The organism is Micromonospora sp. NBC_00617 (assembly GCF_045161355.1).
Taxonomy (GTDB): domain Bacteria; phylum Actinomycetota; class Actinomycetes; order Mycobacteriales; family Micromonosporaceae; genus Micromonospora.
Window position 1 is genome coordinate 3,039,219 of the sequence record NZ_CP107751.1, and the last position, 14,527, is coordinate 3,053,745.

The window sequence follows — 14,527 nt, forward strand, 5'->3', positions numbered from 1 at the left end:
CGCGCGCGGGCGATTGGCCACGCCGTTCACCGGCTGGCCGGCTCCCGCCGGACCCGCCACATTCGCAGCGCCACGACGGCGCCGACCAGGGCCAGCAGGGCCCACTCGCCGATGCCCAGCTCCCGCTCCAGATAGTGGTAGGAGGCGGCGCCCAGGTAGCCCAGCGTCGCCACCGCCGTTGCCCAGAGCAGCCCGCCGAGCAGGTTCGCCCGCAGGAACAACGGCCAGCGCATCCCACCGGCGCCGGCGATCAGGGGAACCACGGTCCGCAGCACCGCCACCCAGCGTCCGGTGACCACCACCCACGCTCCGCGACGGGCGACCAGGCGGCGGGCCCGCCGGAGGTCGACGCGTCGGCGCAGCACCCGCGGGGCGCGGTCGAGCACACTCGGGCCGTACCGTCGGCCCAGGGCATACCCGACCTGGTCGCCGAGGCACGCCCCGAAGGCGCCACCGGCGACCACCGCCCACAGCGGCAGCGCGCCGCCGTGGGCCACCAGACCACCGATCAGGATCGCCGTCTCTCCGGGCACGACCAGCCCGAGCAGGGTCGACGACTCCAGGGCCGGCAGGACGATCACCAGGGTCAGGACGAGCAGCGGCGGCAGCCCGACGAGCACCGCCACGACCCTGTCCACCCGCTGATTGTCGCCCCCGACGGGTGGCCGGTGCCGAAGAAGCACCTCCGGTGCGCGGGCGAACCGTAGGGTTCGGGTCGACGGCAGTGACGGTGCCGGATGAGGGGCGGCCGAGGACCGGTGGGAGCGCGTACGCATCGCCCGTCGCCGGCGTTGCTGGTCAGCCTGACCGTCTCGACCGGCCTGCTGGCGGCGCTCGGCGCGGGCGTGCGCAGCCACCAGGTGCCGCCCTGGGAGCGGGACCTGTTCACCCTGCTCAACCACCTCCCCGCCGGGCTCACCCCGGTCCTGGTCCTGGTCATGCAGCTCGGCTCGTACCCGGCGGTGTTCGTCGCCGCCGCGGCAGCCGTCGTCGCACGCCGGATCGGCGCCGCGTGGAGTCTCCTGCTGGCCGGCAACCTGGCGTACTGGCTCGCGGTCGCCGTCAAGGCCGCGGTCGCCCGGCAGCGACCCGCGGCGCTGCTCACCGACGTGGTCCTGCGCGAGACGATCACCGGACGCCTCGGGTATCCCTCGGGACACGTCGCGGTCGCCACCGCCCTGGCGCTCGTCGCGGCGCGGGCCGGCGGCCCCCGGTGGCGCCGCGCGGCCTGGGTGGTGATCGGGCTGGTCGCCGTCGCGCGGATCCACGTCGGGGCGCACCTGCCGGTCGACGTGGTCGGCGGCGTCCTCGTCGGCTGGCTCGCGGTGTGTCTGACCCGGCTCGCGGTCGGCGAGGTCGGGCCGCAACGGTCGGTGCCCGCCCTGCGGGCGGCGCTGCGGCGGCGCGGGATCGACGTGGCACGGTTGGCGCCGATCCACGGCGACGCCCGCGGGTCGCAGCCGTGGCAGGCGGTCACCACCGACGGGCGGCGACTGTTCGTCAAGGTGACCGGCGGCGAGCAACGCGACGCGGACTGGTTCTACAAGCTCTACCGACGGATGCGCTACCGGCACGTGGCCGACGCGCCGCCCTACCTGAGCGCCCGCCAGCAGAGCGAACACGAGACGTGCCTGACCCTGCTGGCCGAGCGCGCCGGCGTCCGGATACCGGCCGTTGTCACGACCGCCGCCATGCCCGGCGGCGACGCCGTGCTGGTGCAGGAGTTCATCGACGCCGCCCCACTGCACGCCGTCGTCGGGCCGGTCCCGCTCGCCGCCGTGCGCGACGCCTGGGAACAGGTGGCGCGCCTGCACCGGGCGGGCATCGCGCACCGCGACCTGCGCGCCGCGAACGTGCTCGTCGGCCGCGACCGTGCCCACCTGGTGGACCTGGGCTTCGGCGCCGACGACGCCTCGGCCGAGCAGCAGGCCCGCGACGTCGTCGAGCTGATGGTCACCCTGTCCACCCGGGTCGACCCGGCCGGCGTGGTCGCCGCCGCGGCCGACCGCCTGGGCGTCGAGGCGGTCGCGGACAGCGTGCCGTTCCTGCAACCTGCGGTGCTGTCCCGCGCCAGCCGCGACGCCCTGCGCGGCCACCCCGGCATGCTGACCTGCCTACGCCAGGAGATCCTGCGACGCAGCCCCGACCGTGACCGCCCGGCGGCGAAGGTGGTCCGGATCAGCCGCCGTGCGGTCCTGGAGCTGCTGGTCCTGGGGGTGATCGTGCACCTGCTGCTCCCCCAGCTCGGCGAGATACGCACCGCCATGCGTCTGATCGTGCACGCCAACCCGGTCGCGGTCGCGGCGACGCTGCTCGGCTCCGCCCTGACCTACCCGCTCAGCGGCCTCGTGCTCCGGCTGGCCGCAGCCGGCCGGGTCCCGCTGGGCGAGGCCACCGTGGTGCAGGTCGCCGCGTCGTTCGCCAACCGGCTGGCTCCCGGCAGCCTCGGCGGCGCCGCCCTCAGCCTGCGGTACCTGCACCAGAAGGGACTGGTCGCCGCCGACGCGGGCACCGCCGTGGCCGTCTCCCGCACCGCCGGCGTGTTGTCGGTGGTGCTGCTCCTGCCGGTGCTGCTGCCGTTCGCCCGACAGCCGGCCCGTATCCTCACCCACGATGCGACCAGGGCGTTGCCGCTACTGCTGGGCGCCCTGGCCGTGCTGCTGGTCCTCGCCGCGGTGCTCGCCGTACCCCGGATCCGCCGGCGCGGACGCGCGGCGGCCGGCCAGGTCGTGACCGCGTTGCGCGAACTGCGCCACCAGCACGGGCTGCGGTGGCTCGTCGTCGCGTCGACGGCGCTCACCCTCACCTACGGCCTCTGTCTCTACCTCGGGCTGCTCGCCACCGGGCCGGTCCCGCTGGTGCACCTGCCCCCGGTGATCCTGGTCTGCCTCGTCGGCGAGGGCGTCGCATCCGCCGCGCCCACCCCCGGCGGGCTCGGCGCCACCGAAGCCGCACTCGTCTCCGGCCTGCTGCTCTACGGGCTGCCGCTGGACACCGCCGTCGCGGGCACCCTGATCTACCGTCTCGCGACGTTCTGGCTCCCGGTACCCCCGGGCTACCTGGCCTTCCGGGTCCTGACCCACCGCCGGCTGCTGTGAACACCGGCGCGTGTCGGTCGCTGCGGCGTTCGTGATCCGGAGCGGGGGCCATCGGACGGGTTCGCGGTGGCAGCCGGTCCCGCGACGGGGTCCGCCGGGCGTGCGCCGGCGTGCCCCCGGTACAGATCGTCGATGTCCGCGGCGACATGCGCTGTCACCACGGCGCGTATCACCTTGAGCGTCGGGGTCAGCTCACCGTCGACCTCGGTGAGCTCACGGGGCAGGATGCGGAACGTCTTGACCTGCTCGGCCCGGGACAGGCCGTGGTTGACACGGTCCACCGCGAGCTGGACCTCGGCGCGCAGACGCGGATCATCACGCGGTTCGTCCACGGTGCCCTCGCGGGTGCCCCGCCACCGCTGCCAGGCGGTGAGATCGACGGCCATCAACGCGACCACGTAGGGGCGGCCGTCACCGACGAGCACGCACTGGCTGACCAGCGGATGGGCGCGGACGGCCTCCTCGATCGGGGCGGGAGCGACGTGCTTACCGGCCGCCGTCACGATGAGGTCCTTCTTGCGGCCGGTGACGTGCGGGAACCCGTCGGTGTCGAGGTGGCCGAGGTCTCCGGTGCGCAGCCAACCGTCGTCGGTGAACGCGTTGCGGGTGGCGTCCGGGTTGTCCCAGCAGCCGCCGAACACCGTGAGCCTGGATCTCGCCGTCGGCGGCCACCCGGATCTGCGCGTCGGGCAGCGGCGGCCCGACGGTGCCGATACGCTGCCGGTCGGGTCGGTTGACGGTCAACGCCGGTGACGTCTCGGTCAGGCCGTAGCCCTCCAGCACGCGCACGCCGGCACCACGGAAGAAGTGGCTCAACCACTCGTCCATCGGCGCGCGCCGCCGACGATGACGGTGGGGCATCGCCCACCCAGGCTGTCACGCAGCGCGACGTCACCTGCTCGGCGCTGGTGGTGTCATAGATCGGCACGCTCACCGCGCCGACCGCCCACAGGGCGTAATCGACAAGCGTCCACTCGTAGCGGGTTCGGCTCATCAGCGCGACGCGGTCGCCGGTCCTATCCCCGCGGCGACAAATCCCCGCGCGAGAGTCGTGACGTCATCGCGGAACTGCGCACAGGTCACCGGCACGTCACCGCCGCGAACCGACCGGCGTACCGGCCACGCCCTCGACACCGGCGCCGGGCGCACGAACTGCACCTTGGTCGGGTTCTGCGCGGCGTTGTCCCACACCCGCTGCCCCAGACCTGATGCTTCCGGGTCGATGTCGGGCACTGTGACAGCCATGTCCTGCACGATGTCCACCCCGCTACCGAGTCCGTCGACGCTCCTGCCCTGTGCTCGCACGCCCATCGTGTTCACGCCTGCACCCCCGCGGCTGACGTTTTCCCGAATGGCCCTCACGGCCGGTCGGCAGGTGCTAAGGAGGAAGAGCGCGATCGCTGGTTTCTCCGCCAATGCCGCGGCGCTGGCGCTGGGCGTGCCTCACGCGCCGGGAACGTGGGCGTCAATCACCGGATGCCGGGCTGTCATGTCCGGCTGCCGGCGGCGCTCCGGGTGCTGACCGGCGTGATTCTCTTGCGTCCGACCAGGACCACAACGGCCAGCACGATCAGCGCGCCGATGGCGACGATCGGAAGGCCGCGTGTCTGTCCTCCGGCGATGCCGTTCGAGATGAGTGAGTAGTCCCAGCCGGCGTGCACGAGCGCCGCGGCGAGGATCCCGCCCGTGCGCCGACGGATGAGGTAGAGGAAGTAGCCGGCGATGATCGTGGCGATCACCTGGACCAGGGTCTTGAGCCCCTCGCTGGAGAGGTTCGCCAGGTGCGCGACGCCGAAGATGATCGTCGACCACAGCGCGACTCTGCCCTCGCGGTAGCCGTTGCTGCGGAAGGTGACCACGCCGACACCTCGGAACATGAGTTCCTCGCTGAAGCCGATCAGCATCGTGGACAGCAGCAGGAGCAGGGTGAACACCACGCCCCTGTCCGCCAGACCGCCGTAGTCGGTGACCAGGACGACGCTCACGACCATCACGATCGGCACGACGATCACCCACGACTGCACCGGCCGGTCGTCGCGCCACACGGGCCGCCACCAACAAAGGGCGGTGACCGCGGCCACCGTGAATAGCAGCGTGGCGGTGACGGGCACCGTGAGCATCCGCCACGTCCCGCCGACGTCAGGCGGCGTCGGGTAGCTCAGGTGCAATCCGCGGGTGAGCACGTGGCCCAGCCCCTGCCCGATCGCGAGGTAGATGACGACGAGAAGCAGATACACACGCACCGGCAGCCGCCGGGCGCAGGAGGAGTCGCGGTGCCTGGGCGCGTCCATCGTCCCCTCTCCGGGAGTTCTGTCGCTACTCGGCCGGGCCGCCGCCGGGCCCTCTCCGACCCGGGCTGCCCGACGCCGGCCCGGATGCCGGCGTCTTCGTCGCAGACAAGCGGCGCTCCGATCACCGGGTGTCGGAAGACTGCCGGTTTTTCGGCCCTGCCGCCGTCTCGCACCGGCAGGGCGAGCATCGGCGGGGTAGTCGTAGGTCACTCCGCGATGCTCGCTGCCACGCCCGGTGTTGCCCGGTCATGGTGGTCACGCGGACAGGGATGAGGAACCCGCGTCGAGGCCGGAGTCGAGCTGGGCGAGCGATCCCAACTCACCATCGGCCCGGGGAAGCCTCACCCCTGCACATTCCCATCGTGCCCACCCCGCAGCCCGCCGAGAAGTCGCTTTCGTTGAACCGCCCCACCATCTGCCAGCCCGGTGATAGATCCCACGGAAAGATCACGGCGTGAGGCCGCGTCGAACGGTCCACCGACCCGGGGGCTGGCGCGCCTGCGTCGAGGCTGGTGCTCTGCGTTCCGCCCGCCGCACGGCTGTCACCGTCGACGGTGTTCGTCGGCTCCGGTCGAGCAGGCGGACGGCGAGCCACACCCCGCCGCCGACCGTGGCGGCCGTCAGGACGAGACCGACGACCCGGATGGGCTCGTCGGAGAAGGTTTCCCGAAAGACCGTGATGGTGACGAGGATGCTCCCCACGGGATCGGTGAGCGTGAGCGCTGTCAGGGGAGCGGTGAGGTGACCGTGCTGGAACGCGGCCTGATTCACGCGGCGACCGGCACTCCCGCCGCCACCACGGTATCGGCGCCCACGCGACACCGAAGCCGTCATCACCCGCATGCACCCGAACGAGGCGGCACCGGTGCCATCCGACGATGGCCGGTGACCCGCTTCTCGGACCCGGTCCGCCGACGCCGATCGTGCAGCAGGCCCAAGCGACGTTCCTCGAGCTGTTCTTCGACCTGGTGCTCGTCTTCGCGCTGACCCGGATCGTGTCCCGGATCTTCGACCACCTGGTGATCGATCCCCACGACAGCGCGTGGCGGCCGGCCGTCGCCCAGGCCGCCAAGACACTCCTGCTCCTGCTGGCGCTGTTCGGCCTGTGGCAGGGCCGTCATGGACCACCAGCCGCTACCCTCTCGACTCCCTCGCGGTGCAGGCAGTCGTGACGGTCGCGCGAGGCGCGGGTGGCCGGGGACGCCCACGACCTGGGCCGCGCGCTGCGGAACCTGGCCGACAACGCCGCCCGTCACGCCCGTACCCAGGCGACCCTGCGCGTGTCGCTGCGCGACGGGTGGGGGTGCGTGGAGGTCACCGACGACGGACCCGGTGTCCCCGATGGCGCGCCGGTACTTCCGGTGGGAGCCTCGGCACGGATGATCGGGGCAGCGTTCACGTCACCGGGCCTCGGTGACGTGAACAGCGACCGGGCGCAGGCCGAGCGCGATCTCGGCCTGCGCCGCGCCGGCGGAGCTGACGCGCGTCCTGCCTGCCGGCACGGTGGGGCGTTGAACTGCACAAACGTCACGAAAGGTAACGGGTGCTGACGGCTGGAGCTGGGCACCAGGATCGGCGGGGAGCGTTTCAGCTGCCGAGCACCGCCACGCCGAGCAGCACGGGTATCGCGGCCGCGGTCGACAGCAGCACCGCGTCGCGTGCCAGGACCGCGCCGCGGCCGTACCTGATCGCGTAGACGAAGACGTTCTGCGCGGTCGGTAGCGCCGCGGTGACCGTACAGGCCAGCACGAGGGATTGCGGCAGGCCCATCGCGAAGCGGGCGACGAGGTAGGCGATGGCGGGCTGGGCCACTGTCTTGAGGAAGACGGCGAGTCGGACGTCGCGTCCGGTGTCACCGGAGCCCGGAGCCGGAGCACCGTGCAGGGAGACGCCGTAGGCGATCAGTGTGGCGGGCACCGCCATCGCCGCGACGAGCTCGATCGGTCGCAGGACCGGTTCCGGCGGCGACCAGCCGGTCAGGCTGACCACGAGGCCCAGGGCGCATGCGAGGGTTACCGGGTTGGTCAACGGCTGGGTCACCGTCGTGAACAGCGACGGCCGGCTCCGCGCCGTGTTCAGCTCGAGGACGGTGAATGCCAGTGGCGCCATCACGACGAGTTGGAACATCAGGATCGGCGCGACGAACGAGGCGTCACCGAGGACGTAGACCGCGACCGGGATGCCGATGTTCGCCGCGTTGACGTACGAGGAGGCCAGGGCGCCGATCGTCGCCTCCGGCACGGGGCGGTGCCAGCACAGTTTCGCGACAATCACGAACAGCGTCGCCACGGCGGTGGTGCTCGCCACCGTGACGACGAGGGCAGACGAGAGGACCGCGTGGACGTCGGCCCGGGCCACGGTCTGGAACAGCAGCGCGGGCGTCGCCACGAAGAACGCGACCCGGGAGAGCACGGTGGCCGCCTCCGGCCCCAGCACTCCCCCACGGCCGAGCGCGTAGCCGACGGCGATGACGGTGATGATGACGGCGAAACCCGTCAGGACGCCCTGCACGTCGACTCTCTACTGCTCGCCGGTCCGGCGGCCAACCTATGCCTTGACGGCGAGCACCGGGGTGTGAGCCTCCATGAGCACCCGCTGCGCGCTGCTGCCCAGCACGAACTTGCCGACCGCGGAGCGGCGGCGCAGACCGATCACGAGCAGGTCCATGCCCTCCTCGGCCGACGCGTCGATGAGCTGGTCCGCGGCGGCGCCGTGCTCGGCGACCGGCTGGCGGATCTCCACCGGCACCCCGGCGGCGTCGGCGGCGGCGCGCAGCCGGACCAGCTGGGCGTCGTCGGCCAGGGCCGGGTCGACGAGGGCGCCGGTCCGGGCCGAGTTGACGACCACGAGCATGGTGGAGCGCAGCGCGGCCTCCTGGAGGGCGCGGGCGAAGGCCGCCTCGCCTTGCGGAGTCGGCAGGTAGCCGAGCAGGACTGCCATTTCTCTTCCTTCCGGACGGTGGTGCGATCGGGGGTCAGACGCCGACGACTTCCCGCTCGGCGCGCGCCGCCTGTCGGCCACGGACCGCGCGCAGCGCCGGCACGATGACCACGGTCAGCACGAAGACGGCGACCAGCGTGGCCGACACCGGGCGTTCGACGAAGCCGGTGAGGTCGCCTCCGAAGAGTCGCATCGACCGGCGGAAGGACGATTCCAGCAACTCGCCGAGGACGAAGGCGAGTACGAACGGGCCGGGCTCGAAGCCGAGCTTCTTCATCCCGTACCCGACCAGGCCGAGCGCGACGACCAGGAACATGTCGAAGACGTTGTTCCGGATGCTGTACACGCCGATCATGGTGATGAGCACGGTCAGCGGCGCGAGGATTGCCGCGCGGACCTTGAGCAGCCGCACGAACACCCCGATCAGCGGGATGCTGAGCAGCAGCAGCAGGATGTTCCCGACGTACATTGAGTTGATCACGCCCCAGAACACGTCGGGGTGGTCGACGATGAGCTGTGGCCCCGGCGGGATGCCCTGCAGCAGCAGCGCGCCGAAGAGCACGGCCATGGTCGCGTTCGCCGGGATGCCGAGGGTCAGCAGCGGAATGAACGACGACGTCGCGGCGGCGTTGTTGGCGCTCTCCGGGCCCGCCACCCCTTCGATCGCGCCCTTGCCGAACCGGGACGGATCCTTGGCCGAGCGCTTTTCCACGGCGTAGGCGACGAGCGAGGACATGGTGGCGCCGCCGCCGGGCAGCACGCCGAGGACGAAACCGACCACCGATCCGCGCAGGATGGCCAGCCGGGCCCCGAGCCACTCGAGGCGGGTCGGCAGGGCCCGCCCGAACGCCAGTACGGCGGGCTGTGGCCGGAGCCGGTGCTCCAGGTTGTAGAGGATCTCACCGACGCCGAACAGGCCCATCGCGACGATGACGAAGTCGATCCCGTCCGCCAGCTGGTCGCTGCCGAAGGTGAACCGGGCGGTGCCGACGATCGGGTCGAGCCCGACGGTGGCGAGGATGAGACCCACGCCGGCCGCGGCGATGCTCTTGATCAGGGTGCCGTTGCCCAGGGTGGCGATCAGGAAGATGCCGATCAGGGCGAGGACGGTGTACTCGGCCGGTCCGAACTCCAGTGCGAAGTTGGCGACGAAGGGCGCGACGAGGGTCAACAGGATGATCGACCCGGTGCCGCCGATGAAGGAGCCGATCGCGGCGATGCCCAGGGCTGAGCCGGCTTTGCCCTGCCGGGCCATCTGGTAACCGTCGATGGCGGTGACCACGGATGAGGCTTCCCCGGGCAGCCGCAGCAGGACCGAGGTGATCGTCCCGCCGTACTGGGCGCCGTAGAAGATGCCGGCGAGGAGGATGACCGCCGCAGCGGGTTCGATGCCGTAGGTGATCGGCAGCAGGATGGCGATGGTGGCGGCCGGGCCGAGACCTGGCAGGACGCCCACCAGCATGCCGAGCGTCACGCCGATCAGGCAGTACAGCAGGTTCTGTGGTTCGAACACCACCGCGAACCCGGACAGCACGGGGGCTAGGTCCATGGCGGATCTCCTCTCGGCCCAGAAGGGGTCGGTGAGCCAGGTCGGTCAGATGGCGATCAGGTGGGGCAGCGGCACCCCGAGCGCGGTGATGAACAGCGCGTACGCAGCCGCCGTCGCGATCACCGAAACGACCGCCGTGGTGCGCCAGCTCTCGTTGCCGAAGAACTTCAGCCACAGCACCAGCAGGAGCACGGTGGGGATCTCGAAGCCGACGAGCTCGAACAGGAACGCGTACGCCGCCAGGCTGGCGGCCGCGATGACCACCACGACGGCGCCCCGGGTGAACGCCTCGGTGTCCGTCGCCTGACGGGCCCTGAGCAGGATGCCGATACCCGTGAGCAGCACCAGCACCGCGACGATCATCGGCCACAGACCCGGGCCGGGATCGGTCAGCGTGCCGAGGCCGAGGTCCCGGGCCAGCCACATGGTGACCAGGCCGAGCAGGACGGGGATGGCACCGGCCAGCGCCGCGTGGCCCGGGCCGCCCGAGGGGAGCTCCCCCTCGGACGGCCCGGCCCCCGGCGCCGTGCCGTCGACGACGACGACACGCTCACCGGGTGTCCCGCTGTCTTCTGCGGTCACTTGCCCGAACCGAAGGTGAGCTGGAACTTCGCCGTCAGGTCCGCGTACTGCTTGGCGGAGTCCTTCAGGTGCTGGCGGGCCTCCTTGTCAGAGACCTCCCAGCGCTCCATGTAGTTGTCCTTGAGGAACTTGTCGTACGCCGCGTCCTTGCGGGCCTCGGCGAAGGAGTCGTTGAGCTTCTTCGCGACGTCCGCGGGCAGGCCCTTCGGCGCGATGATGAAGCGCCGCTGGTCCACCACGACGTCGAAGCCCTTCTCCTTGGCGGTGGGCGCCTCGGGAAGGTACGTGCTCCGCTTCTCGGAGAAGACGGCCAGCGGGCGCAGCTTGCCGCCCTTGATCTGCTCCATGGTCTCGGCCAGGGAGGCGGACAGCGCCTCCACCTGGTTGCCGAGCAGGGCGGTCGTGGCCGGCGCACCACCGTCGAACGGCACGTCCGTGGCCGTCACGTTCGCGGCCTTGAACAGCAGCGCCTGGGACAGCTGGGCGCCGGTGCCCACCCCGGCGGTGGCATACCGGATCTTGGGGGCCTTCAACAGGTCCTCGAGTGTCTTGTACGGAGAGGCCGCGTTGACGACGAGGACGTAGTCCTCCTGGGTCAGCGTCGCCACGATCTCCATGCTGTCGACCTGGATGGCGCTCGGGTCCTTGACGGCGAGCGGCGTGATGGCGAACAGCGACTTGACCGCCAGACCGACGGTGTAGCCGTCGGCGGCGGAGGCGAGCACCTCCTTGTCGCCGACCGCACCGTTCGCGCCGGCCTTGTTGGTGATGACGACCGACTGGCCGAGCGGCTTCTCGGCGGCCTTGGCCGCGGCGCGGCTGATGAGGTCGCTGCTGCCGCCGGGGGCGAACGGGACGGTGAACTGCACGGCGCGGCTGGGGTAGTTGCCGCCCGCGGCGTCCTTGCCGCCCTGTACTCCGTTGCAGGCGGCGACCGGCAGCACGGCCAGCGCGGCGAAGCCGGCCAGCAGCCGCCGGCGGGAGGTCGTGCGGGACCAGGCGGGAGATTTCATGTCAGCTCCTCGGTGAGCTTCTCAAGGGGGTGGTGGGGGTCAGCCCCGGGCGAGGCACGGACGCTTGGGTTGGAAGGTCCAGCCCGGGATCAGGTATTGCATGGCCGCGGCGTCGTCTCGGGCGCCGAGGCCGTGCTTCAGGTACAGCTCGTGTGCCGCCTCGACCCGGTCGAGGTCGAGTTCGACGCCGAGGCCGGGTGCGGTGGGAACGTCGATGGCGCCGTCGGTGATGGTCAGCGGGTTCTTCGTGAGTCGCTGGCCGTCCTGCCAGATCCAGTGGGTGTCGATGGCGGTGATGTCGCCCGGCGCGGCGGCGGCGACGTGGGTGAACATCGCCAACGACACGTCGAAGTGGTTGTTGGAGTGGGAACCCCAGGTCAGTCCCCACGCCTCGCAGAGCTGGGCGACCCGCACCGATCCGTTCATGGTCCAGAAGTGGGGGTCGGCCAGGGGAATGTCCACCGCGTGGGCGCGTATCGCGTGGCCCAGCTCGCGCCAGTCGGTGGCGATCATGTTGGTGGCGGTGCGCAGGCCGGTGGCGCGGCGAAACTCCGCCATCACCTCGCGCGCCGAGAAGACGCCCTCGGCGCCGCACGGGTCCTCGGCGTAGGCGAGCACGTCACCGAGGCCGCGGCACAGCTCGACGGCCTCGCTGAGCAGCCAGCCACCGTTCGGGTCGAGGGTGATCCGGGCGTCCGGGAACCGGGCGGCCAGCGCCGTGACCGCCTCGACCTCCACGGGACCGGGCAGGACGCCGCCCTTGAGCTTGAAGTCCCGGAAGCCGTAGCGGGCCTGGGCCGCCTCGGCCAGGGCGACGATCGCGTCGGGGGTCAGCGCCTCCTCGTGCCGCAGCCGCAGCCAGTCGTCGGCAGCTTCCGGCTCGTCCCGGTACGCCAGGTCGGTGCGGTTGCGGTCACCGATGAAGAACAGGTAGCCCAGGGTCGGAACGCTGGTGCGCTGTTGGCCGTCGCCGAGCAGGGCGGCCACCGGGACCTCCAGGTACTGCCCGAGCAGGTCCAGCAGCGCCGCCTCCAGCGCGGTGACCACGTGGATGGTGGTACGCAGGTCGAACGTCTGCGCGCCGCGTCCGGTGGCGTCGCGGTCGGCGAAGCGGCGCCGGACGGCGTCCAGGACGGCGTGGTGGTGTGCGATCGGGCGGCCGACCACAAGGTCGCGGGCGTCCTGCAGGGTCTGGGTGATGGCCGGCCCGCCGGGCACCTCGCCGACGCCGAGGCGGCCCGTGGTGTCGGTGAGGATCACGATGTTGCGGGTGAAGAACGGGCCGTGTGCGCCGCTGAGGTTCAGCAGCATGGAGTCGTGACCGGCGACCGGCACGACGCGCATCTCGGTCACGACCGGTGAGCCGCTGCGCGGTGGCGGGGTGCTGGTTGTCATGGTTCACACCTCCTGGTGGTTGCTCGTCCGGCGGGGGCCATGGGTCAGTGCCGTCCCGGTCGTCCGTCGACGCGCCGCGGCAGGTCGAGCGGGTTGTCGTCGGCGAGATCGGCCGGCAGCAGCTCGGCGGGGATGTTCTGGTAGCTGACCGGCCGGAGGAACCGGTCGATCGCCAGGGTGCCGACCGAGGTGGTGCGGGAGTCGGACGTGGCCGGGAAGGGGCCGCCGTGCACCACGGCGTGGCCCACCTCGACTCCGGTCGGCCAGCCGTTGAACAGCACCCGGCCGGCCTTGAGTTCGAGCAGGGGCAGCAGCCGCCGCGCTTCGTCGTAATCACCGGGGGCGGCGTGCACGGTGGTGGTCAGCTGCCCGTCGAGCCGCTCGACGATCTCCCGCAGCTGGTCGCTGCCGGTGATCCGGACGACCACCGTGACCGCGCCGAAGATCTCCTCGTGCAGTGCCGGGTCGGCCCGGAAGGTGGCGGCGTCGGTGACGAAGATCCCGGCCCGTCCGGCCGAGGCGATCGCGGCGTCCTCGGCGCCCCGGGCCAGGGCGGTCACACCCTCGGTCGCGGCCAGCCGGTCCACACCGGCGGTGAAGGCGGCGCAGATGCCCGCGGTGAGCATGGGTGCCGCCGGGGAGCTGCGGACGGCGTCGGCGGCCGCCGTGACGAACTCGTCGAAGCCGGCGCCGGCCGGCAGGAAGACCAGCCCCGGACTCGTGCACAGCTGGCCGACACCGGTGGTGACCGACGCGATCAGCGCGGTGCCCAGCTCGGCGCCCTGCTCGGCGAGGGCGCCGGGCAGCACGATCACCGGGTTGATGCTGGACATCTCGGCGTAGACGGGAATCGGCTCGGGACGGGCGGCGGCCGCCGCGACGAGCGCCGACCCGGCCGTACGGGACCCGGTGAAGCCCACCGCCTTGATCCGGGGGTGGCGGACCAGTGCGGCGCCGAGTCCGGGACCGTCGCCGAACAGGAGCGAGAAGGTGCCCTCGGGCAGGCCGTGCCGGCGTACCGCGGCCTGGATCGCCCGTCCGACCAGCTCGGAGGTGCCGGGGTGGGCCTCGTGCGCCTTGACCACGACGGGGGCGCCGGCGGCCAGCGCCGATGCCGTGTCGCCGCCGGCGACCGAGAACGCCAGCGGGAAGTTGCTGGCGCCGAAGACCGCCACCGGACCCAGCGGAATGCGGCGCTGGCGGAGATCCGGGCGCGGCAGCGGGGTGCGCTCGGGCTGGGCCGGGTCGATCCGTACGCCGAGCCAGCTGCCCTCGCGGACGACCGAGGCGAACAGGCGGAGCTGGTTGCAGGTGCGGGCCCGTTCGCCCAGCACCCTGGCCGCCGGAATGCCCGTTTCGGCCTGCACCCGGTCGATCAGGGCGTCGCCGAGGGCCTCGATGTTGGCGGCGATGCTCTCCAGGAAGGCGGCCCGGGTCTCCAGGTCGGTGTGGCGGTAGCCGTCGAATGCGGTCCAGGCGAGTTCCGCGGCGCGGTCCACCTCGGCGGTGCCACCGAGCCCGTACGACGGTTCGAGCTGGTTCCCGGTGCGCGGGTCCACCGCCCGTACCTCGCCTGCGCCGCCGTGCACGGAGCTGCCCCCGATCAGCATGGCGCCGGTCAGGGCGGTGTCGACCCGGGTGGCATCGGTGCTGGGCACG

The 14,527-nt window shown here is 72.0% G+C and carries 13 protein-coding genes and 1 pseudogene; 3 read left to right on the forward strand and 11 right to left on the reverse strand.

The features are described 5' to 3' along the window. Positions 1-26: 26 nt before the first annotated feature. The gene (locus OG505_RS13935) at positions 27-638 is read right to left on the reverse strand and encodes a DedA family protein (RefSeq protein WP_405433694.1); all 612 of its coding nucleotides are present in this window, start codon (positions 636-638) and stop codon (positions 27-29) included. 120 nt (positions 639-758) lie between these two features. On the opposite strand from OG505_RS13935, the gene OG505_RS13940 reads away from it, so the two are divergent. Continuing rightward, the gene (locus OG505_RS13940) at positions 759-3,098 is read left to right on the forward strand and encodes a lysylphosphatidylglycerol synthase domain-containing protein (RefSeq protein WP_405433696.1); all 2,340 of its coding nucleotides are present in this window, start codon (positions 759-761) and stop codon (positions 3,096-3,098) included. 110 nt (positions 3,099-3,208) lie between these two features. Here OG505_RS13940 and OG505_RS13945 read toward each other — a convergent pair. The 3 genes and pseudogenes from OG505_RS13945 to OG505_RS13955 form a co-directional block, all read right to left on the reverse strand. After that, a pseudogene (locus tag OG505_RS13945) lies at positions 3,209-4,352 on the reverse strand (AMP-binding protein); the annotation flags it as partial. A gap of 233 nt (positions 4,353-4,585) precedes the next feature. Then, positions 4,586-5,389, reverse strand: coding sequence for a CPBP family intramembrane glutamic endopeptidase (locus OG505_RS13950; protein WP_405433697.1), 804 nt, complete (start codon positions 5,387-5,389; stop codon positions 4,586-4,588). A gap of 447 nt (positions 5,390-5,836) precedes the next feature. Further along, a complete protein-coding gene (locus OG505_RS13955) occupies positions 5,837-6,160 on the reverse strand; it encodes a hypothetical protein (RefSeq protein WP_405433699.1) in 324 nt (107 codons plus the stop codon). Between the two features lie 107 nt (positions 6,161-6,267). Here OG505_RS13955 and OG505_RS13960 point away from each other — a divergent pair, with 107 nt between their 5' ends. Together OG505_RS13960 and OG505_RS13965 are read left to right on the forward strand one after the other, a co-directional pair. Beyond that, the gene (locus tag OG505_RS13960) at positions 6,268-6,561 is read left to right on the forward strand and encodes a low temperature requirement protein A (RefSeq protein ID WP_405433700.1); all 294 of its coding nucleotides are present in this window, start codon (positions 6,268-6,270) and stop codon (positions 6,559-6,561) included. Positions 6,562-6,579: 18 nt separating this feature from the next. Next, positions 6,580-6,939: an ATP-binding protein gene (locus OG505_RS13965; RefSeq protein ID WP_405433701.1), complete on the forward strand. Its 360-nt coding sequence runs from the start codon at positions 6,580-6,582 to the stop codon at positions 6,937-6,939. A 37-nt stretch (positions 6,940-6,976) separates the two neighbouring features. On the opposite strand, the gene OG505_RS13970 is transcribed toward OG505_RS13965, so the two are convergent. From OG505_RS13970 to OG505_RS14000, 7 genes are read right to left on the reverse strand one after another with little or no spacing between them, the layout of a single operon-like run. Continuing rightward, positions 6,977-7,900: an AEC family transporter gene (locus tag OG505_RS13970; RefSeq protein ID WP_405433703.1), complete on the reverse strand. Its 924-nt coding sequence runs from the start codon at positions 7,898-7,900 to the stop codon at positions 6,977-6,979. A 36-nt stretch (positions 7,901-7,936) separates the two neighbouring features. Further along, on the reverse strand, positions 7,937-8,329 hold the full coding sequence (locus tag OG505_RS13975; RefSeq protein ID WP_405433705.1) for a universal stress protein: 393 nt from the start codon (positions 8,327-8,329) through the stop codon (positions 7,937-7,939). Between the two features lie 34 nt (positions 8,330-8,363). Beyond that, a complete protein-coding gene (locus OG505_RS13980) occupies positions 8,364-9,878 on the reverse strand; it encodes a tripartite tricarboxylate transporter permease (RefSeq protein WP_405433707.1) in 1,515 nt (504 codons plus the stop codon). Between the two features lie 45 nt (positions 9,879-9,923). Continuing rightward, positions 9,924-10,460, reverse strand: coding sequence for a tripartite tricarboxylate transporter TctB family protein (locus tag OG505_RS13985; protein ID WP_405433708.1), 537 nt, complete (start codon positions 10,458-10,460; stop codon positions 9,924-9,926). Continuing rightward, the gene (locus tag OG505_RS13990) at positions 10,457-11,473 is read right to left on the reverse strand and encodes a tripartite tricarboxylate transporter substrate binding protein (protein WP_405433710.1); all 1,017 of its coding nucleotides are present in this window, start codon (positions 11,471-11,473) and stop codon (positions 10,457-10,459) included. Before OG505_RS13990 ends, OG505_RS13985 begins: the two co-directional genes overlap by 4 nt. A 39-nt stretch (positions 11,474-11,512) precedes the next feature. Continuing rightward, on the reverse strand, positions 11,513-12,868 hold the full coding sequence (gudD, locus tag OG505_RS13995; protein WP_405433711.1) for a glucarate dehydratase: 1,356 nt from the start codon (positions 12,866-12,868) through the stop codon (positions 11,513-11,515). Positions 12,869-12,912: 44 nt separating this feature from the next. Then, positions 12,913-14,526: an aldehyde dehydrogenase (NADP(+)) gene (locus tag OG505_RS14000; protein ID WP_405433713.1), complete on the reverse strand. Its 1,614-nt coding sequence runs from the start codon at positions 14,524-14,526 to the stop codon at positions 12,913-12,915. Position 14,527: the final 1 nt, after the last annotated feature.